The 18,860-nt window shown below is 68.6% G+C and carries 10 protein-coding genes; 3 read left to right on the top strand and 7 right to left on the bottom strand.

What is annotated here, in order from left to right:
• Positions 1–12: 12 nt before the first annotated feature.
• Positions 13–366 carry an NUDIX domain-containing protein gene (locus ABY44_RS35855; protein WP_060174270.1) on the bottom strand — a complete coding sequence of 118 codons (354 nt, stop codon included), beginning with the start codon at positions 364–366 and terminating at the stop codon, positions 13–15.
• 130 nt (positions 367–496) lie between these two features.
• Positions 497–2,467 carry a Xaa-Pro dipeptidyl-peptidase gene (locus ABY44_RS35860; RefSeq protein ID WP_060174269.1) on the bottom strand — a complete coding sequence of 657 codons (1,971 nt, stop codon included), beginning with the start codon at positions 2,465–2,467 and terminating at the stop codon, positions 497–499.
• Between the two features lie 591 nt (positions 2,468–3,058).
• Between ABY44_RS35860 and ABY44_RS35865 the strand changes: the two genes are divergently transcribed.
• Complete coding sequence (locus tag ABY44_RS35865; RefSeq protein WP_060174268.1) at positions 3,059–3,874, top strand: hypothetical protein; 816 nt, start codon at positions 3,059–3,061, stop codon at positions 3,872–3,874.
• A gap of 33 nt (positions 3,875–3,907) precedes the next feature.
• On the opposite strand, the gene ABY44_RS35870 is transcribed toward ABY44_RS35865, so the two are convergent.
• Together ABY44_RS35870 and ABY44_RS35875 are read right to left on the bottom strand one after the other, a co-directional pair.
• A complete protein-coding gene (locus tag ABY44_RS35870; RefSeq protein WP_060174290.1) occupies positions 3,908–5,161 on the bottom strand; it encodes a lipoprotein-releasing ABC transporter permease subunit in 1,254 nt (417 codons plus the stop codon).
• Positions 5,162–5,172: 11 nt separating this feature from the next.
• Positions 5,173–5,457 carry a hypothetical protein gene (locus ABY44_RS35875; RefSeq protein WP_124536427.1) on the bottom strand — a complete coding sequence of 95 codons (285 nt, stop codon included), beginning with the start codon at positions 5,455–5,457 and terminating at the stop codon, positions 5,173–5,175.
• Positions 5,458–5,469: 12 nt separating this feature from the next.
• On the opposite strand from ABY44_RS35875, the gene ABY44_RS35880 reads away from it, so the two are divergent.
• Together ABY44_RS35880 and pbpC are read left to right on the top strand one after the other, a co-directional pair.
• Complete coding sequence (locus tag ABY44_RS35880) at positions 5,470–11,466, top strand: MG2 domain-containing protein (RefSeq protein ID WP_060174267.1); 5,997 nt, start codon at positions 5,470–5,472, stop codon at positions 11,464–11,466.
• A 45-nt stretch (positions 11,467–11,511) separates the two neighbouring features.
• Positions 11,512–13,923: a penicillin-binding protein 1C gene (pbpC, locus tag ABY44_RS35885; RefSeq protein ID WP_060174266.1), complete on the top strand. Its 2,412-nt coding sequence runs from the start codon at positions 11,512–11,514 to the stop codon at positions 13,921–13,923.
• A gap of 31 nt (positions 13,924–13,954) precedes the next feature.
• Here the strand turns inward: pbpC and ABY44_RS35890 are convergent, their stop codons facing one another.
• The 3 genes from ABY44_RS35890 to acs form a co-directional block, all read right to left on the bottom strand.
• The gene (locus ABY44_RS35890; RefSeq protein ID WP_060174265.1) at positions 13,955–15,361 is read right to left on the bottom strand and encodes a methyl-accepting chemotaxis protein; all 1,407 of its coding nucleotides are present in this window, start codon (positions 15,359–15,361) and stop codon (positions 13,955–13,957) included.
• Positions 15,362–15,628: 267 nt separating this feature from the next.
• On the bottom strand, positions 15,629–16,699 hold the full coding sequence (locus ABY44_RS35895) for a porin (protein WP_027790649.1): 1,071 nt from the start codon (positions 16,697–16,699) through the stop codon (positions 15,629–15,631).
• A 185-nt stretch (positions 16,700–16,884) separates the two neighbouring features.
• Positions 16,885–18,858 carry an acetate--CoA ligase gene (acs, locus tag ABY44_RS35900; protein WP_431643534.1) on the bottom strand — a complete coding sequence of 658 codons (1,974 nt, stop codon included), beginning with the start codon at positions 18,856–18,858 and terminating at the stop codon, positions 16,885–16,887.
• Positions 18,859–18,860 lie beyond the last annotated feature (2 nt).

Raw genomic sequence — 18,860 nt, forward strand, 5'->3', positions numbered from 1 at the left:
GGCGGGCGCGGGTCAGCCCGCCTGTCTGCAGAATTCCCAATAGAAATCCGGCAGGTTCGCCGGCTTGCCGCCATCGAGGTCGATCCAGCCGAACTGGTCGTGCTCGTCGCTCAGGACGATTTCGTGCCGATCGACCCGGCACTCGAAGCACACGATGAGCACGCGCTTGCCCGGCACGACCTCGCACGAGCGGATCGCCGAGGCGACGATTCCGCATTCCTCCCGCACTTCGCGCGCGACGGTTTCCTCGAGCGATTCGCCGGCTTCGGGCCAGCCGCCCGGCAACTCCCATTCGTCGCGTGGATTGCGCAGGAACAGAACCGAGCGTCCGTCGCGGACGATGGCTTTCGCGCTGAGGGGGATCATGAGGCGGCACCGTTGGCGTTCGACTTTCGCAGCGTAGCGCAGGTGTGCCGTTCCTGCAGCGATCCCCCGCCTGCGCGACGAGCGCGCAGACGGGGGAGGCGGCGCCGTTGCGCCGGACGCCGGCGTGCGGTTACACGCCTGCCGACGACGAAGCCAGCGGCACCGTCACCGACGTCCCGGCCGGATCGAGCGTGAGGCCCGTGCCCGGCGTCGGCCGCAGCGTTGCCTCGTTGTCGCTGGACAGGACGACGAGCCCCAGCCGGTGGCCGGCTTCCAGCTTGTAGTCACGCGGCATGAACGTCAGCTTCAGGTCGTACGGCATCCCGGGCAGCACGGGCTCCGAGCGCCATTCGGACCACCGGTTGCGCGGATCGGTCCATGCGCGCGTGACGATCGTGGCCGTACCGTCCGGCGCGCGATCGACCAGCAGGGCCGTCACGTTGGCCACCGCCGTGAAGGTCAGCCTGACGCGTGCGGTCGCGGCACCGGACAGGCGTGTCGCGGCCGTGAGCGGCGCGGTTTCGAAACGGCTGCGATTCTCGCCGGTCGGTGCGTTCGCCAGCGTGAGCGCGGTGATGCGCGCGTCGTCCGTGAAGCGCGCGAGCGGGCCGCCGGTCGGCAGCCGCAGCAGCGAGCCGGTGCCTGCGCCGTCGCCGCCGGCAAAGTACGTGACCGGCGTGGCGTGGCGTGCGGCCCAGTCCGCTTCCTTCAGCAGCGTGCCGTCTGCCTGCTCGATCACCGCGCGCGGATCGCGTTCGACGCCGTTGTCATAACCGATCAGGTAACGCGTAAACCAGCGGTTCACCTCCGCGGTCCATGCGTCGGCCATCGCCGGCACGCGGGTCGGGTCGGTGTGCTTCAGGCGGTGCAGCCACAGCTGCGTCGGCACGCCCTGGCGCCGCATCGCGAGATACCACAACGTCGACTGGTCGACGCGCACGTTGTCGTCGGTCAACCCTTGCGCAACGAGCGCCGGCGCGACCGCGAAGCCGGTCGGGATGTCGCGCGCGGCCCAGAACGGCGAATAGTCGCCGGTCTTGCGGTCTTCCTGCTGCAACGCTTCGTCGATCAGGTGCGTGCAACGCTCCGGATGCGCGTTCGTCAGCAGCGCCTTGATGTACACGTCGACGTCTTCGCCCTGATAGCCTTCCGGCGCACGCACGAGCCCGCCCGAGCGGTAGTAGCCGTACATGTTCGTCAACCCGGCGACCGGCACGATCGCATCGAGCCCGCGCGTGCGCAGGCTCGCGACCATCTTCGGCAGCGTGCCGTCGTACGACACGCCGTACATGCCGACGTGGCCCGTCGACCAGTTCGCGACGACCGTCTTGCCGTTCGCGTCCTTCGCGGTCGCGTCGCGGCCGAGCCAGCGGATCACCGATGCCATCGCGACCGATTCGTCGCGCGTGAGGATCGTCGGGCAACCGTCCGAGCCGGCGGTGCCGAGCGAATCCGCGTAGACGATCGTGAAGCCGCGCGGAATGAAGTAGCCCTCGATCCACGAGCGCCCGGCGGCGGCGGCCTCCACCTGCTGCAGCATCCGCACCTGCGGCGCGGCGGCCATGATGCGCGCGGACGTCGAGGCGGCCGCGGCCGCCTGCGCATTGGCGGCGGGGTGCGGCGTGCCGTCGAGTTCGACGTCGACGTTGTGGTCGGGGCTGTCGGCGAGGCCCGCGTAGTACGGGCTCGCGAGCACGATGACGGGCGTGCGCGCGCCGTTCGCGGTTTCGGTCGGGCGCACGATGCGCACGTGGATGCGGTCGCGCGTGCCGTCGCCGTCGGAATCGACCGACGTGTCGACCCACGCGTTCTCCTCGATCGTGCCGCCCGACAGCGACGGCTGCACCTGGCCGTTCGCGATCACGGGGCGGTAGCGGCCGCCGCTGGCCGGATTGGCGTACGGGACGCCGGACGGCGAGATGCGTGATGCGAGCGACTGCTTGTCGGCCGCCGATGCGGCGGCTCCCTCCTGTTGGCCCTGCGCGAGCGCCGAGACGCCCGCCACGCTGCCGTCGTCGTCGCCGCCGCACGCGGCGAGCGTCGTGGCCGCAACGAGCGCGGGAAGCCACGCGCGACGCAATCCGGTTCGATGAATGTCCATTGTCGACCTCTTGTTGTGATTGTCCGGAACCGGCCGGCCCGCGATATGCCCCCCGCGGCCCGGCCGGGTGCTGCATCGGATGAAACGGAACTGCACCTTCGAAAGCGCCGGGCGCGATGCCCGGGTGTCACGGCCGGCGTCGACGCGCGTCACGCGTCGCGCAACCCGGCGGGTGTCGGGGCGACTGCATTGCCCCGACCGGAAAGCGTCAGCACGGCCGCCGGTTCATGGCGCGCGGTCGGCCCGGGGCCGGCGGCGCGAAGTGAATGGAGGAGTGCGAATCAAATGCGGGCATGCCCGATCTTCCTTCAGGTTTCGGATGAAACGGAACGGCACGATGCGATGAGGCGGGGATGGTGCGAACGGCGGTGCTGCAACGGCAGGAAAGCGCGACGCGAGTCGGCGAGGCGAGCCGGATTGCTTTCCGGAAGCTTGCGCAAACTTATCTCAGTGAAATCCCGGTGTCAAACTTTTTTAGTCTCAGTCAAACAAAGTATTGGCGCGTGCTTCGCGATCGATGTGCGATCGGTCTAAATTTCCGCGAAATTTGTCCGTAAACGGTAAAAAACGGATTGAAAGGAGAGAGAGGGCATGACGATTTCAGTCACGGCAGCGAGCGGCCTTACGCTCGCGCAGATGGTGCAGGAAGCCGCGCTCGACGGGCGTCGACAGGCGGACACGGCGGCCGGGAAACCGCAGGACACGCCGCTCGAGATCCGGGCGCTGGACCCGGAAGCGATGCAGGCGGCGCGCACGAAGCAGTTGACGATCCTGGGCGACTTGTCGACGAAGCTGCGCGACGTCACCAGCGAGCTCGCGACGAGCCTGCAGGAGATCATCGCGAAGCGCCCGGACCTGGCCGACGCGAAGTTCGACTTCATGACCGACAACGGCCGGATCAAGGTCGTGTCGAAGACGATGACGGAGAGCGATCGCGCGTGGGTGGAGTCGACGCTGAACGCGAACGCGGGCCTCGTGTTCGCGACGCGCGAGTTTCACCAGCAGGCCGTCGACTTCGCCGAGCAGGGCGCCGCCGCGGTGGGCGACACGTTCTCCGACGACGATCGCAAGGTGGCGAGCCAGCGCGCCGACGCGGACTTCCTCTTCATGAAGGAGATGAATGCGTCCGTCGCGCGCAACCGGAAATTCGAGGAGGTCGGCGGGCATTTCACCACGCAGGACGGCGCGCGGCTGAACTTCGACGAGTCGGCCGGCAGCGCGCGCGGCACGCTCGCGCTGCTGGATACCGATCGTCAGTTGTCGTCGGGCGCGGCGATCTTCGTCAGCGACGTGTCGGGGCAGAAGACGTACGGCAGGCGTGCGGGCCTGATCGACGTCGGCTTCGGGAACGCGTTCGAGGACATCCTGAACGGCACCCATAGCGTCGGTTTTCACGAGACGGCATGACGGCGCACCACGCCGCGCCGAAGCGCCGCGCGCCTATTCGTCGCGCAGTGCTTCGGCCGGCCGTACCCGCGCGGCGCGCCAGCTCGGGTAGAGCGTCGCGACGCACGACATCAGGAACGCGGCCGCGGCGATCTCGATCACGTCGATCGCCGCGAGCTTCGACGGCAGCGAACTGAGGAAATACACGGACGGCGTCAGGAAGTGGATGCCGAGCAACTGCTCGACCGCCGGCAGCACCCACGGGATGCTCACCGCGATCGCGCAGCCGAGCGCGACGCCCGCCAGCGTGCCGGTGAGGCCGATCGTCATCCCCTGGATCGCGAAGATCTTCATGATCGACCCCGGCGGCGCGCCGAGCGTGCGCAGGATCGCGATGTCGCCCTGCTTCTGCGTGACGGTCATCACGAGCGACGACACGAGGTTGAACGCGGCGACCGCGACGATCAGCATCAGGATCAGCGACAGCATGCGCTTTTGCAGCCGCTCGGCCTCGAACCACGTGCGGTTCTGCCGCGTCCAGTCGCGGATGTAGAGATCGCCCGACAGCGAGCGCGACAGTTCCAGCGCGACGTCCGGCGCGCGTTGCAGATCGTCGAGGCGCAGCCGGATGCCGGTCGGCGCGCGCACGTTGAACAGCGTCTGCGCGTCGCGGATATGGATGTATGCGAGCGCGCTGTCGTACTGGTAGTGGCCCGACTCGAACGTGCCGACCACGTTGAACTGCCGGAACTGCGGCAGCGCGTCGCCGATGCGCGCGGTGTTGCCGGGCGCGAAGAACGTGATGCGGTCGCCGATCTTCACGTGCAGCGCGTCGGCCAGCGCCGAGCCGAGCACGATGCCCATCCCGCCCGGCACGAGCGCGTCGAGCCGCCCCGTCTTCGGCTTGCGCGCGATCTCGGACACGCGCGGCTCGAGCACGGGGTCGATGCCGCGCAGCGCGACGCCCGTCACGCTGCCCGCGTTCGTCAGCAGCGCCTGCGCGTCGACGTAAGGCGCGACGGCGCGCACCGCCGGATTCCGCAGCGATTCGTGCGCGGTGAGCCGCCAGTCGGGCATCGCGCCGGTGGGCGAGAAGATTTCCACGTGCGCGAGCACCGACAGCATCCGGTCGCGCACTTCGGTCCGGAAACCGTTCATCACCGACAGCACGACGATCAGTGCCGCGACGCCGAGCGCGATGCCGGCCATCGCCGCGCCGGCAATGAACGACACGAAGCCGTCGCCGGCCGAGCGCCGGCCGCCGCGCGCGTAGCGCAGCCCGATCTGCCATTCGAACGGGAGTTTCAAGCGGATTCCTTTCATTTCGATTCGATTCGTGCCGAGCCGCGCATTCTAGCGAACGCGGCGCGGGTGCGCGCAGCGGTTGGGGCGGCGAGCCGAAATCCCGCCCGACCGGACGGTCGACGGCCGGCGTTGCGCGCCGGCACACCGATATTTCCATCGTTTCGGGTCTGATCGATAATGGCGGCCAGCATCCGGTCGAACACAACATTCCAAGCATTCCGGCGCAACCAGGGCCGCGCCGTCACAGACCAATAAATCTCGGGGAACGCCGCCGAAGCCGGCCGCACGTCCTTGAACAAGGAAATAACAACATGGATTTGCTGCGCTTCCTGCTGCTCCTGCCGATTCGCGCGGCGGGCTTCGTCTGGTGGCTGCTCGGCTGCGCGCTGCGGCCGCTGGTCGGCGACGTGTCGTGGACGGCGCCCGCGTGGATGGGCATCACCGCCGCGGCCGTGCGCCGCCGCCCGTGGCACGCCGGCGGCATCGTGCTGCTCGCGGCCGCGCTCGGCTACGGCGGTTACTGGTTCAAGCATCGGCCGAAGCCGCCGGAGCCCGAGACCGTCACTTTCACCGTGAAGGCGCCGCCGATCACCACCTATGAGGTGGACGACAGCGACAAGCCGAAGATCACCGTGCATCCGCTCGACGTCGTGTTCTCGCAATCGGCCGCGCCGATCGAGCAGGTCGGCAAGCCGGCCGGAGAGGGCATCGAGATGACGCCCGCGCTCAAGGGCGCGTGGGCGTGGGTCGACGACAAGACGCTGCGTTTCACGCCGGCGGCCGACTGGCCGGTCGGCGCGCACGTCGAGGTGCGTTTCGCGGTGCACCGGGTGTTCGCGCCGCAGGTGACGATGCACGATGACCGCTTCGCGTTCGATGTGCCCGCGTTTGCCGCCACGTTCGGCAACAACGAGTTCTACCGGAATCCCGACAATCCGGCGGAGAAACAGGCGCTGCTGCAGCTGCGCTTCAACTATCCGGTCGATCCGGCCGAATTCGAGAAGCGCATCGGCCTCGTGCTGGTCGGCCGCGACGGCAAGAATGCGACGCCGCTGCGCTACACGGTCAACTACGACAAGATGAAGACGAGCGCATGGGTGTATTCGCAGCCGCTCGAGATTCCGCGCGATCCGCTGGTCGCACGGCTCGACGTCGACAAGGGCGTGAAGAGCGCGCGCGGCGGCAACGGCACGCCCGACGTGCTGCACGCGGCAGTCGACGTGCCGGGGCTCTACAGCCTGTCGATCGACAACATCGCGCCGACGCTCGTCGACAACGAGCGCTACGAGCCCGAGCAGGTGCTCGTCGCGGAAGCGTCCGACGGCGTGCGCAGCGCCGACCTCGCGGCGCGCGCGAAGGCGTGGGTGCTGCCGAAGCGCAAGCCGGGCGTCGATCAGGCGGACGACGATCCGCCGTACGAATGGAACGTGGCCGACATCAGCGATGCGGTGCTGAAGCAGTCGAAGCCGCTGCCGCTCGAGGCGGTGCCCACCGAGAACGATTTCGCGACGCTGCAGAGCTTCAAGTACCACGCGACGCCGGGCGAGCGCGTCGTCGTGCGGTTCGAGGGCGACTTGAAGTCGGCCGGCGGCTACCTGCTCGGCAAGCCCGTGACGACCGCGTTCACGGTGCCCGACTATCCGAAGCTGCTGCGCTTCATGGCCGACGGTTCGCTGCTGTCGATGAGCGGCAGCAAGCGGTTGTCGGTCGTGTCGCGCAACCTGCCGGGAATGAAGGTCGAGATCGGCCGCGTGCTGCCCGACCAGCTCCAGCATCTCGTGAGCTTCAACAACGGCACGTACGCGCGGCCCGAGCTGTCGTATTCGTTCAGCGAGGATCACATCGTCGAGCGCTTCGTGCAGACGCGCGCATTCCCGGCCGGTGAACCCGGCAAGGCGCATTACGAAGGCATCGATCTCGGCCAGTACCTGAAGGGCGGCAAGCGCGGCGTGTTCCTGCTGCACCTGACGAAGTACGATCCGGCCGCCGAGAAAAAGAAAGCCGACGATGCGAAGGATGGCGACGCATCGTCCGGCGACGGCAGCCAGGATCAGTCCGACAACGCCGACTCGGGCGACAGCAGCGGAAACGACAACGACAGCGACAGCGCGCTCGGCGATACGCGCCTGATCGTCGTGACCGATCTCGGGATGCTGGTCAAGAAGGCGCTCGACGGCAGCCAGGACGTGTTCGTCCAGTCGATCCGCAATGGCCGTCCGGTTGCGGGCGCAACGGTATCGGTGCTCGCGGTGAACGGCCAGGCGCTGTTCACGCAGACGACGGGCGCCGACGGCATCGTGCATTTCCCGGCGTTCAAGGGGCTCGACCGCGAGAAGCGGCCGCAGCTGTACGTCGTGAAGAAGGACACCGACCTGTCGTTCCTGCCGGTGGCCGGCCGCGATCGCCAGCTCGACTTCTCGCGTTTCGACGTCGACGGCGAGCGCAATGCGACGGGCCAGGGGCAACTGTCCGCCTACCTGTTCTCGGATCGCGGCCTGTACCGGCCCGGCGATCCGTTCCACATCGGCCTGATCGTGCGTGCCGCGAGCTGGGCGCGCAGCCCGGCCGGCGTGCCGCTGCAGGCGGAGATCGTCGACCCGCGCGGGATCACGGTCGAGCGCAAGCCGGTGACGGTCGATGCGACGGGCTTCACCGAGCTCGGCTATACGACGGCCGAAACGGCGCCGACCGGCACGTGGACGGTCAACCTGTACATCGTCAAGGACGGCCAGCCCGGCGCGGAGCCGATCGGCAGCACGACGGTGCAGGTGAAGGAGTTCCTGCCGGACCGCATGAAGGTCGACGCGAAGCTGTCGCAGCAGGTCGTCGAAGGGTGGGTGAAGCCGAAGGGGCTGAAGGGCGTCGTCGACGTGCAGAACCTGTTCGGCACGCCGGCGGAGAAGCGTCGCGTCGCGGCGACGCTGACGCTGCGCCCGGTGTGGCCGTCGTTCCGCAGCTGGCAGGGTTATCACTTCTTCGACGCGCGCCGCGCGAAGGAGGGCTACACGACGACGCTGCAGGACGGCACGACCGACGAGCACGGCCATGCCGAATTCGACCTCGATCTCGACAAGTACGCGGATTCGACCTACCAGCTCTACTTCCAGGCGAAGGCCTATGAAGCGGAAGGCGGGCGCAACGTCGCCGCGAACGCGCAGACGCTCGTGTCGAACAACAACTGGCTCGTCGGCTACAAGTCCGTCGACGATCTCGGCTACGTGAAGCGTGGCAGCCCGCGCACGGTGCGGCTCGTCGCGATCGATCCGAACGCGAAGGCGATCGACGTGAAGGGCCTGCGCGCGCAGCTGGTCGAGGAGCGCTACGTGTCGGTGCTGACCAAGCAGGATTCCGGCGCATACAAATACGATTCGCGGCTGAAGGAGGTGCCCGTCGACGAGAAGCCGCTGACGATTCCGGCGGCCGGGCTCGACTTCACGCTGCGCACCGACAAGCCGGGCAGCTATGCGCTCGTGATCCGCGACGCGGACGGCGCCGCGGTGAACCGGATCGAGTATTCGGTCACGGGCGACGCGAACGTCACGCGTTCGCTCGACCGCAACGCGGAGCTGCAGGTGAGCCTCGCGAAGCACGACTACAAGCCGGGCGAGCAGGTCGAGATCGCGATCCGCGCGCCTTACGCGGGCAGCGGCCTGATCACGATCGAGCGCGACAAGGTGTATGCGCACGCATGGTTCCATGCGGACACGACGAGCTCGATCCAGCACATCACGGTGCCGGCCGGTTTCGAGGGCAACGGTTACATCAACGTGCAGTACATCCGCGATCCGTCGTCCGATGAAATCTTCATGAGCCCGCTGAGCTACGGCGTCGTGCCGTTCTCGGTGAACCTCGATGCGCGCCGCAACGCGCTGTCGGTCGATGCGCCGGCGCTCGTGAAACCCGGCGACACGGTGAATTTCACCGTGCATTCGGCGAAGCCCGCGAAGGTCGTCGTGTTCGCCGTCGACGAGGGCATCCTGCAAGTTGCGCGCTACAAGCTCGGCGATCCGCTGAAGTTCTTCTTCCGCAAGCGGATGCTCGAAGTCGGCACGTCGCAGATCCTCGACCTGATCCTGCCGGACTTCGAGAAGCTGATGGCGATGGCCGCGCCGGGCGGCGACGCCGACGACGCGATCGGCCGTCAGTTGAACCCGTTCAAGCGCAAGCGCGACAAGCCGGTCGTCTACTGGTCGGGGATCGTCGACGTGAACGGCGACACGCGCCTGAGCTACACCGTGCCCGACTACTTCAACGGCAAGCTGCGCGTGATGGCCGTGTCGGTGTCGCCGGACCTGGTCGGCACGTTCGAGGGCGCGACGACGGTGCGCGGCGACTTCGTGCTGTCGCCGAACGTGCCGACGACGCTCGCGCCGGGCGACGAGGCCGACGTCAGCGTCGGTGTCTCGAACAACCTGACGGGCGCCGGCAACCAGCCGGTGCCGGTCGCGGTCACGCTGAAGACGGGGCCGCAGTTGCAGGTGATCGGGCCGGCCACGCAGAACGTTGCGCTCGCGCCGCAGCACGAGGGCGTCGCGATGTTCCGCGTGAAGGCGACCGATACGCTCGGCTCGGGCGCGCTGTCGTTCGGTGCGCGCTACGGCGCGAAGGGCGCGCAGCAGCGCGTCGACGTGTCGGTGCGGCCGGCCGCCGCGTTCCGCACGCAGCTCGACATCGCGCGGCTCGACCCGGGCAAGAAGGCGAGCGTGCCGAACCTGCGGTCGATGTACGACGCGTATGCATCGCGCGACGCGAGCATCTCGACCGCGCCGCTCGTGCTGTCCGAAGGGGTGGCGTCGTATCTCGTCAACTTCGAGCACTACTGCAGCGAGCAGATGGTGAGCGCGGCCGTGCCGCGCGTGTTCGCGGCGAAGTGGCTGTCGGTGCGCGCGCTGACGAGCGCGATGCATGCGACCGACGCCGGCGCCGACACGACGAACGCGGCGGCGATCGCGCAGTTCCTCGGCGTGCTGCGCGGCCGGCAGAACGCGCAGGGCGGGTTCGGCCTGTGGAGCGCGACGCCCGACGCCGATCCGTTCGTGTCCGCGTACGCGATGCACGTGCTGCTCGACGCGCGCGAGCGCGGCATCGCCGTGCCGAAGGACATGCTCGACGCGGGCAACCAGTATCTGCAGAAGCTCGCGGCGAACGATTCGCTCGGCTCGCTCGACCTGCTGCGCCAGCGCGCTTATGCGGTGTACTTGCTGACGCGCCAGGGCAACGTGACGACCAACAGCCTCGCGGCCGTGCAGAAGCGGCTGCAGGACGCGTATCCGAACGACTGGAAGAACGACCTCGCGGCCGCATGGCTTGCCGCGTCGTACCAGCTGCTGAAGCAGGACAAGGAGGCCGCGGCGCTGATCGCGGGCCCGCAGGCGCTGCTCGAGCGCAAGCGCGCGTCCGACGGCGGTTACGTGACCGGCTACTACCTCGATCCGCTGACGCGCGACGCGAGCGTGCTGTACCTGATCGCGAAGCACTTCCCGGAGCGCGTGCGCAAGCTGTCGCCGCGCGCGATGGACAACCTCGCCGCGCCGCTCGTCGACAACCGCTACAACACGCTGTCGTCGGCGATGACGATCCTCGCGCTCGATGCGTATGCGGCGTCGAGCGCGGGCCAGCTCGACCAGCTCGCGATCGACGAGGTGCGCGCGGGCGCCGCGCCGAAGGACGTGTCGTCGATCCAGGCGAACCTCGTGCGCTCGGGCACGTGGGCGGCCGGTGCGTCGCGCGTCGACTTCGTGAACGGCAGCACGCTGCCCGCGTGGTGGATCGCGAGCCAGTCGGGCTACGACCGCGGCACGTCGACGAAGGCGATCAGGAATGGCCTGGAGATCGTGCGCGACTACACCGACACGGACGGCAAGCCGCTCGGGAAGATCACGCTCGGCCAGGAGATCGACGTGCACCTGAAGATCCGCGCGACGGGCCCGGCGAACGTCGGCAATATCGCGATCGTCGACCTGCTGCCCGGCGGCTTCGATCCGGTGATCGCGCCGCCGCCCGTCGCCGACACGCAGGACGGCGACAGCGACGGCGGCGCGTCGGCGCCGGTGGCCGATGCGCCGTGGCGTTCGCCGATCGGCGTCAAGGGCTCCACGTGGCAGCCGCAGTTCGCGGACGTGCGCGAGGACCGCGTGGTGATCTACGGCACCGCGACGACGGACGTGCGCGAGTTCGTCTACCGGATCAAGGCGAGCAACGCGGGCCGCTTCGTCGCGCCGCCGGCTTACGGCGAGTCGATGTACGACCGCCGCGTGCAGGCACAGGCACCCGGCGGCATGGCGCTGACCGTGGAGCGGGTGCGATGACGACGCGGCTGCAACGGCCGTGCCGGGTGCGCGGAGCGCCCGCGCGTGGCTGACGCCCCGGTGCTGCGGCGCGCGCTGCGCGGCGCCGGCCGCTGGCTGCATCGCTGGCAGAACTGGATCGCCGGCGCGCTGCTCGTATTCGGTGCGCTGGCCGCGTGCCGGCTGTGGCCGCATCCGCCGCTGCGCGACTGGAAGCCGTCGTCGGTCGCGGTGGTCGACGCACAGGGCCGCTTGTTGCGGCTCACGCTGGCGAAGGACGACCGCTACCGCCTGTGGGTGCCGCTCGACCGGATGTCGCCGCAGCTCGTCGAGGCCGTGATGCTGCACGAGGACCGCTGGTTCCGCTGGCATCCCGGCTTCAACCCGTACGGCCTCGCGCGCGGTGCGTGGATCACGTATGTGCGCGGCGGCAATCCGCAGGGCGGCTCGACGCTGACGATGCAGCTCGCGCGCTCGCTGTGGCGGCTGAACACGCGCACGCCGGCGGGCAAGCTCGAGCAGGTTGCGCGCGCGGTGCAGCTCGAACTCTTCTATTCGAAACGGCAGATCCTCGAAGCCTATCTGAACGATGCGCCGTACGGCCGCAACGTCGAAGGCGCGGGCACCGCGAGCGTCGTGTATTTCGACCGGATGCCCGATGCGCTGACGCTGCCCGAGGCGCTCGCGCTCGCGGTGATTCCGCAGGACCCGGCGCGGCGCGTGCGCGGCGGGCAGGACGAGATCAACCGTGCGCTGGCCGCGTCACGCAATCGGCTGTATGCGCGCTGGCTGACGAAGCATCCTGGCGATGCGTCGCTCAAGCCGCTGTTCGCGTTGCCGCTGGCGATGCGGCCCTTGTCGGCCCTGCCTTTCGACGCGCCGCACGCGGTCGACCAGGCGCTCGCCGCACGCAGCGCGTGGCGCACGGCCTCGGGTGGTGCGCCGGACGACGGCGACGGCGGTGCGCGGCTCGTGACGACGCTCGATCTCGACCTGCAGCGCACGCTCGAACGGCAGATCGCGCGTTATGTCGCGCGCAACGACACGCGCGGCGTGCGCAATGCGGCGGCCATCCTCGTCGATACGCGCGACATGGGCGTGAAGGCGCTGGTCGGTTCCGCGAACTTCTTCGACCGCACGATCGACGGGCAGGTGAACGGCACGCTCGCGCGGCGCTCGCCGGGCTCGACCCTCAAGCCGTTCATCTACGCGCTCGGTTTCGACCAGGGCGTGCTGCATCCGCAAACGGTGCTGCGCGACGTGCCGACCGCGTTCGGCCCGTATGCGCCGGAGAATTTCGACGGGCATTTTCTCGGGCCGATCACCGCGACCGACGCGCTGAACCGCAGCCGCAACGTGCCGGCCGTGTGGGTCGCGTCGCAGCTCAAGTCGCCCGACCTGTACCGGTTCCTGCAGGAAGCCGGCGTGCGCCGGCTCGCGAGCGCGCAGCACTACGGGCTCGCGCTCGTGCTCGGCGGCGGCGAAGTGACGATGCAGGATCTCGCGGGCCTCTACGCGATGCTCGCGAATCGCGGCGAATTCCGGCCGCTGCGGCTGCGCGCGGACGAACCGGCGCTGCCCGGCCGGCGCTTGTTGAGCGCGGAGGCGAGCTACATGACGATGGACATGCTGCGCCAGCATCTGCGCCCCGACGAAACGAGCGGCGCGCAGCCGTCGAGCGTGCCCGTCTACTGGAAGACCGGCACGTCATGGTCGTTCCGCGATGCGTGGACGGCCGGCGTGTTCGGCCCGTACGTGCTGGTCGTGTGGGTCGGCAATTTCGACAACTCGACCAATACGGCGTTCGTCGGCGTCGACGCGGCCGCGCCGCTGTTCTTCCAGGTCGTCGACGCATTGAATGCCGAGCGCACGCTCGTCGAGCCGCCGCGCGCGGTGCCGCCGCGCCTGAAGCGCGTGCGGATCTGCCTCGCGAGCGGCGACCTGCCGAACGAGTGGTGCCCGCAGCAGGGCTGGACGTGGTTCATTCCGGGCACGTCTCCGATCCGCGTGAGCACCGTGCACCGGCCGGTCGTGATCGACGACGCGACGGGGAAGGCCGCGTGCCCGCCTTACGACGGCAAGCGCACGCATACGGAGATCTTCGAGTTCTGGCCGTCGGATCTGCAGCAGGTGTTCGTGCAGGCCGGCATTGCGCGCCGGCGGCCGCCGCAGAACGCGGAGTGCCGCGACGCGGGGCAGGTCGACGGCGATCCGCCGCGCATCACGTCGCCGCTGCGCGGCAGTACGTATGCGATGCGCGTGAAGAGCACGGAGGAGACGCGCATCGCGTTCAACGCGACGGCCGATGCGAGCGCGCATGCGCTGTACTGGTTCGTCAACGATGCGTTCGTCGGGCGCAGCGTGCCGGGCGATGCGCTGTTCTGGCAGCCGCGGACGGCCGGCAGCTATACGGTGCGCGTGGTCGACGATCACGGCCGCGGCGACCAGCGGCCGCTGGCGGTGGGGCTCGAACAGTAATGGACGGCGGCCTGCCGGTGCAGGCCGGGACTCAGACGCTGTAGCCGATCCGCAGCACGCCCCATTGACGTCCGCCGACGACGATGGGAGCGGAAACGTCCTTCATCAGCGCGAAGTTGCCGTTGCCCATGTCGCGCCGATAGGTTTGCAGCAGGAACGGCTTGGTATGCGACACGGAGGTGCGCGCCGTGCGGTCCGTGTAGATCCGGCGATTCCGGCAGTTCGCGGCGTTCCACGCCGCGTCCGCGCGCTGGGGCAGCGAGAATTTCCGGTTGTGGGTCGGCAGGTAGCACTGCCTGTCGAAGCTCGCGCAATAGACGATGCGCGCGTCGATCCCGAGCACCGGCTCCTGGATGGCCGGCAGCACGCGGTCGGTGAAGTCGGTGAAGCGCGTCATGAACTGCTGCGGATCGGTGCCGGGAATCGGCACGTAGTGCGCGTCGAAGAGCGCGTCGAGTGCGATCTCGCCGCGCCCGACCGCTTCCTCGAAGAGCTTGCTGATCGCGGCGGCCGTGTGCCGCGCGGTGTCGATCAGGCGCGTGTCGGGCGATTCGATGCCGGTCGCGGCCGTGAGTTCGATGAGCGTCTCGGAGACGGAGAGCAGGTTGCCGAGCCGGTCCTTGGCCTGCGAGAAGTTGTCGCTCGAATCCTCCACGCCGGATGCCATCTCGCCGACCTGTTCGTCGAGCCGGTGGCATTGCGTCTCGATTTCGTCCGTCAGCGACGCGATCTGCTCGGCCTCGCCGGCGAGCTCGGTGATCGCGTGCCCGGTCGCGTGCACGACCTCGCCGATCGTACGCGTGCCCTCGCGCACGCGATGCGCGCGGGCGGCGTTGTCGGTGCCTTCCGCGATCAGGTGTTCGGTCTGCTCGGCAAGGCGCGCGAGGGTCGTCTCGATCTGGGCCGTCGCCTGTCCGGTCTTCGCGGACAGGTTCTTGACCTCGGCCGCGACGACGGCGAAGCTGCGGCCCGAATCGCCGGCGCGTGCGGCCTCGATCGCGGCGTTCAGCGCGAGCAGGTGAGTCTGTCGCGCGATCACGGAGATCTCCTCGGACACGGCCCGTACATGATCGAGCGCGTCGCGCAGCGCACCCATCTGGTTGCCGATCGACGTGACGCCTTCGACGAGGCCGTGGATGTCGGCGAGCGACGCCTCGATCGTCTGTTGCGACTGGCGAACCGCGTTCGACGCATTCGCGCTCACGGCGCGCACCTGCTGCGCCGCTTCGGCAATCCGGTGGTTGCCGCGCAACGTGACGGCGGCCGATTCGCGCAGCGTGTGGCAGACCTCCGCCTGTCTGGCGACGCGGGCCGCGACTTCCTCGACGTGACCCGACACGTCGCAGATCTCGATGCCGAGCTTGCCGGCCTGCTCGGCGATGTCGCCGACGAGCGCGCGCGACGAACGGTGGCCGCGGCCGATTCCGAAGAAGTTCACGTTGCGGGGTCTCCTTGAAGGGACGCGTGCCTGGTCATCGGCGGATGCTGGGCGTGCGCTCCTGTCTTGACGGCAGCGAGGGCACGGACTTGAGGTCGGGTAAACATCGAGACCGGGATCGGGATGGCGGATCGTCCGGCCGGTGCCGCGCGTTGCCCGCCGTTCACGGCGTTTGCTGCTTTTGCGGCGTTTGCGGCGGCCGTGTTCCGGCGCCGGGCCGGCCGGGCGCACGCGGGCTGCCCGTCCGGCCGGACGCGCCGCGCCGCGTCAGAACACGTGGTGGATGCCGGCGTTGACGCCGACCGTCGTGCCCGGCAACCCGAACAGCGCGCCGCCCGTGATGCCGAGGCCCGTGTTCATCGCGCCATGGTTGTTGACGACACCGACCTGCGCGTACAGGCCCGTTCGCTTCGACAGGCTGTAGTCGGCGCCGATCGCGGCGAGCAGCGAATGATTGTGCGAGTCGTTGCGATCGATCGTGTACCACGCGCCGGTGTTCAGGTCGAGGGCCGGCGTGACGCGATAGTCGAGGCCGGCGCTGTACACGTTGTTGCTGAACGAACCGGCAACCTTGTAGCTCGTGAACGACGCCTTGCCGGTCACGGGCCCGAACGTGTAGGCGGTGCCGATCGTGCGGCCGACGAACGCGACCGTGCTCGATACCGGCGTCGGCGACGTGCCGCCGTTGCCGTCGTAGAGCGCCGCGTTGAGCATGAAGCCGCCATTCGTATACGTGAGACTGCCGGAATACTGGCGTCCCGCCTGGAAGTCCCCGGCTTTTCCGCCGAAGCCGAACATCGCGCTGCCCGTGAGCCCGGCGATTGTCGGGCTCGTGTACGAAATCGCGTTCGGGTTGAAGAGGCCGGTGACGAGCACGTTGTCGACGTACGGGATCAGCGCGGCGCCGAAGTGCGAAACGTTGCGCGGGTCCGATCCGAGCACCGCGAGCACGAACGGCGAGAACTGCAGGCCGATCTTCGTTTCGCCGAACCCGCCGTCGATCCCGACCCACGCCTGGCGGCCGAAGAAGTTGCCGTTCGAATGGCCGAACGCCCCGTCGGTGATGTTGAAGCCGCTCTCGAGCTTGAATTTCGCGTGCAGTCCGCCGCCGAGATCCTCGGTACCCGTCAAGCCGAAGTTGGTCGGCGTCATGCCGGTATCGGTCAGCGCGAACTGGCGGCCCGCATTGCCGCCGGTCGCCGAGTCGAGCGACCGGCTCGTGTAAAGCAACGCGGCGTCGAGGTCGCCGTACAGCGTGACGCTGCTCTGCGCGAAAACGCTCGTGCTCGCCGCCGCGCCGAGCAGCGCCGCGCAAATCGTCCGTGTCGTGATCTTCATCGTCTGTCTCCGTTTTGTTGAATGTTGTAATACGTATAGCTAATTAATATTGCGGCGGCGGAATCGACGCGTGCCGCCTGCAGGCCGTGCTGTCGGGGAACGCACGGCGGTGCTTCGCGAGGGCCGGAATGCGACCGCATCCCGGCACTGCGACGAAGCGAAACGCTCCGCCCGGGCGGGCGGTGTTACAGCGAACGGTTCAACTGGTCGAGGATGGCCGGGTTCTCGAGCGTGGACGTGTCCTGCGTGATCGCTTCGCCCTTGGCGAGCGAACGCAGCAGGCGCCGCATGATCTTGCCCGAGCGCGTCTTCGGCAGGTTGTCGCCGAAGCGGATGTCCTTCGGCTTCGCGATCGGCCCGATCTGCTTGCCGACCCAGTCGCGCAGCGTCTTCGCGAGCGCCGCGGCCTCCTCGCCTTCCGGACGCGCACGCTTGAGCACCACGAACGCGACCACCGCCTCGCCCGTCGTGTCGTCAGGACGGCCGACCACGGCCGCCTCGGCCACCAGCTCGTGCGAGACCAGCGCCGATTCGATCTCCATCGTGCCGAGCCGGTGGCCCGACACGTTCAGCACGTCGTCGATCCGGCCCATGATCGTGAAGTAGCCGGTGTCCTTGTCGCGCACGGTGCCGTCGCCGGCGAGATAGAGCGTGCCGCCGAGTTCTTCCGGGTAGTAGCTCTTCTTGAAGCGCTCCGGATCGCCCCAGATCGTGCGGATCATCGCCGGCCACGGGCGCTTGACGACGAGAATGCCGCCTTGCCCGTTCGGCACGTCCTGGCCGGTTTCGTCGACCACCGCGGCCATGATGCCCGGCAGCGGCAGCGTGCACGAACCGGGCACGGTCGGCGTCGCGCCCGGCAGCGGCGTGATCATGTGGCCGCCCGTCTCGGTCTGCCACCACGTATCGACGATCGGGCAACGCTCCTGGCCGACGTGCTTGTGATACCACATCCACGCTTCCGGATTGATCGGCTCGCCGACCGTGCCGATGATGCGCAGGCTCGACAGGTCGTAGCTCTTCGGATGCACCTTGTCGTCGGCCTCGGCGGCCTTGATCAGCGAACGGATCGCGGTCGGCGCGGTGTAGAACACGCTGACCTTGTGGTCGCCGATCATCTTCCAGAAGCGGCCGGCGTCCGGCCAGGTCGGCACGCCCTCGAACACGACCTGCGTGCCGCCGCAGGCGAGCGGGCCGTACGTGATGTACGTGTGGCCGGTGACCCAGCCGATGTCGGCCGTGCACCAGAACACGTCGGTGGGCTTCCAGTCGAAGGTCCACTTCATCGTCTGCGCGGCCCACAGCAGGTAGCCGCCGGTGCTGTGCTGCACGCCCTTCGGCTTGCCGGTCGAGCCCGACGTATACAGGATGAACAGCGGATGCTCGGCGCTCACCCATTCCGGCTCGCAGGTGTCGGATTCGGCGGCCGTCAGTTCGTGCATCCACAGGTCGCGGTCGGCATGCCAGTCGATCTTGCCGCCGGTGCGGCGATAGACGATCACGCTCTTCACCGCTTCGCAGCCGCCCAGCGCGAGCGCCTCGTCGGCGATGCTCTTGAGCGGCAGCGTCTTGCCGCCGCGTGCCTGCTCGTCGGCCGTGATCAGCGCCGTCGCGCCGACGTCGACGAGCCGCTCGTTCAGCGACTTCGCGGAGAAGCCGCCGAACACGACCGAGTGGGTCGCGCCGATGCGCGCGCAGGCCTGCATCGCGACGATGCCTTCGATCGACATCGGGATATAGATGACGACGCGGTCGCCCTTGCCGATGCCGCGCTTCTTCAGCGCATTCGCGAAACGCGACACGCGGGCGAGGAGATCCGCATAGGTGACGCGCGTGACGGTGCCGTCGTCGGCTTCGAAGATCACCGCGACGCGCTCGCCGTTGCCGGCTTCGACGTGACGGTCGAGGCAGTTGTACGACGCGTTGAGCTCGCCGTCGTCGAACCACTTGTAGAACGGCGCGTTGGACTCGTCGAGCACTTTGGTGAACGGCTTGTGCCACGCAAGGCCCTCGCGCGCGAGGCGCGCCCAGAAGCCTTCGTAATCGCGCTCGGCCTCGGCGACGAGCGCCCGATAGGCCGGCATGCCGGAAATGGTCGCCGCCTGCTCGAGCGCCGCGGGCGGCGCAAACTGGCGGGTTTCGTGAAGAACCGATTCAATCG

This window comes from Burkholderia sp. ZZQ-2 (genome assembly GCF_050768715.1).
In the GTDB taxonomy this organism is placed as follows: Bacteria; Pseudomonadota; Gammaproteobacteria; order Burkholderiales; family Burkholderiaceae; genus Burkholderia; species Burkholderia cepacia.